The following is a 2186-nucleotide window of genomic DNA, read 5'->3' as shown; positions in this document are numbered from 1 at the left end:
CTCAGACCGTTCGACGCGCCGTCCTGGTTGGCCGCGCTGCCGCGGATCACCGCCAGCACCGGGTGCCCGTTGCGCCGCGCGTCCGAAAGCCGCTCCAGCAGGACGACCGCGGCGCCCTCGCCCCAGCCGATGCCGTCGGCGTCATCGGAGAACGCCTTGCACCGGCCGTCCACGGCCAGGCCGCGCTGGCGAGCGAAGGTGATGAACCCCGACGGGCTCGCCAGAATCCCGACACCGCCGGCCACGGCCAGCGAGCAGTCGCCCTGGCGCAGGGAGTGCACCGCGGAGTGCAGGGCCACCAGCGAGGAGGAGCAGGCGGTGTCCACCGTCACCGCCGGGCCCTCGAGCCCGAAGACGTAGGACACCCGGCCGGACAGCACACTGCTCATGCCGCCGGTAACCGCATAGCCCTGCTCGGTGGGCGAGTTCATCAGCTTCACGGTGTGCTCGACCGCGGTCCCGCCGATGAAGACACCGGTCCGGCTGCCGCGCAGCGACACCGGATTGATACCGGCGCGCTCGAAGACCTCCCAGGAGACCTCCAGCAGCAGCCGCTGCTGCGGGTCCATCGCCATCGCCTCGCGCGGCGAGATCCCGAAGAGCCCCGGGTCGAAGTCGCCCGCGCCCTCCAGGAACGCGCCTTCACGGGTGTAGGTCTTGCCGGGCCGGTCCGGATCCGGGTCGTACAGGTCGTCCAGGTCCCAGCCCCGATCGGTCGGGAACCCCGCGACCGTGTCGACCTCGTCGACGACGAGCCGCCACAGCTTCTCGGGGGAGTCGGCCCCGCCCGGAAGCCGACACGCCATTCCCACGACGGCCAGTGGCTCGCGCAGCCGGTCCTGGGCGTTCTGGAGCTTCTGGCGAGTCTGCTGCAGTTCGGTCGTCACCCGTCGCAGATACGTACGGAGCTTGTCCTCAGTCATGGTGATCCCCACTCAAGAGCAATAGAAAAACGTGACGATCGGCTGGATCAGGACACGCCGAGGTCGCGGTCGATGAAGTCGAACAGGTCGTCGTCCGTCGCGGACTCCAGGTCGGCGACCACGCCGGCCTCCTGGGCCGAGCCGTCCTGCTCGTCGAGCTTGGCAAGGAGCTCCCGCAGGCGGTGCACGATGCCCTCACGGGCCTGCACGTCATCCGCCAGCAGCGGCAGCGCCCGGTCGATCCTTGACAGTTCGCGACCGATGTCGACCGCATCGGTCAGTTGGTCCTGGCGGTTCTCGAGCAGCTCCGAACGGAGGCGGTCGGCGAGCGCCGCAGGGGTGGGGTGGTCGAAGACCAGGGTGGCCGGCAGCCGCAGCCCGGTGGCGGCGTTCAGGCGGTTGCGCAGCTCCATCGCGGTGAGCGAGTCGAAGCCCAGTTCCTGGAACGGCCGGCTCTCCGTGACGGCGTCGGACGAGCTGTGCCCGAGAACGGCGGCGGCCTCGGTACGGACGACGTGGAGCAGGGCATCGAGCCGCTCCAACTCGGTCAGGCCGGTGAGGCGTTCGCGCAGCGCCCGGGCGGCGGAGTCGTCGGCCGGCTGCTCGGCGGCCTCCGCTTCCAGGTACTTCCGGACCTCGGGGATGTCCTCGATCAGCGGACGGTGCCGGGCGATCATGTAGCCGGGCGCGAACCGCTCCCAGTCCATGTCGGTGACGGTGAGCAGGGTCTCGTCCTGCTCCAGCGCCTGGGCCAGCGCCGTCACCGCCATCTGCGGGTCCATCAGACGCAGACCCACCCGCGAAAGCATCTCGCCGGCGGCGTCATCGGCCATACCGGTTGCCTTCCAGCCGCCCCAGGAGACGGAGGTCGCGGTCAGGCCGCGCGCCCGCCGCTCCTGGGCCAGGCCGTCCAGGTACGCGTTCGCGGCCGCATACGCCGCATTGCCCGAACTGCCCCAGATCGCGGCGCCGGAGGAGAACAGCACGAACGCATCCAGGTCCAGGTCCGCGGTCAGCTCGTCCAGATGCTGCGCACCCGCCACCTTCGCCCGCAGAGCCTCCTCGAACTCCTCGACCGACAACTCACCGATCTCGCGGTAGGACCCCACACCCGCCGCATGGAACACCGCGGACAGCGGCAACTCCTCCGGAATCCCCGCCAACACCCCCTCCAACGCCCCACGATCAGCCACATCACACGCCACCACCGACACCCGAGCCCCCAACCCCTCCAACTCCGCGACCAACTCCACCGCACCCTCA

At 70.3% G+C, this 2186-nt stretch carries 2 protein-coding genes; both read right to left on the bottom strand.

Annotation, left to right across the window (positions count from 1 at the left end):
• On the bottom strand, positions 1–923 hold a 923-nt coding region (locus tag ACFQ87_RS45850; protein WP_380616988.1), incomplete at its 3' end, for a beta-ketoacyl synthase N-terminal-like domain-containing protein.
• A gap of 47 nt (positions 924–970) precedes the next feature.
• On the bottom strand, positions 971–2186 hold a 1216-nt coding region (locus tag ACFQ87_RS45845), incomplete at its 5' end, for an SDR family NAD(P)-dependent oxidoreductase (protein WP_380616987.1).

The sequence above is a fragment of the Kitasatospora sp. NPDC056531 genome (assembly GCF_042794375.1).
In the GTDB taxonomy this organism is placed as follows: Bacteria; Actinomycetota; Actinomycetes; order Streptomycetales; family Streptomycetaceae; genus Kitasatospora.
Note: the sequence above shows the minus strand (reverse complement) of the source record. Positions and strands in the feature narration are given on the sequence as shown.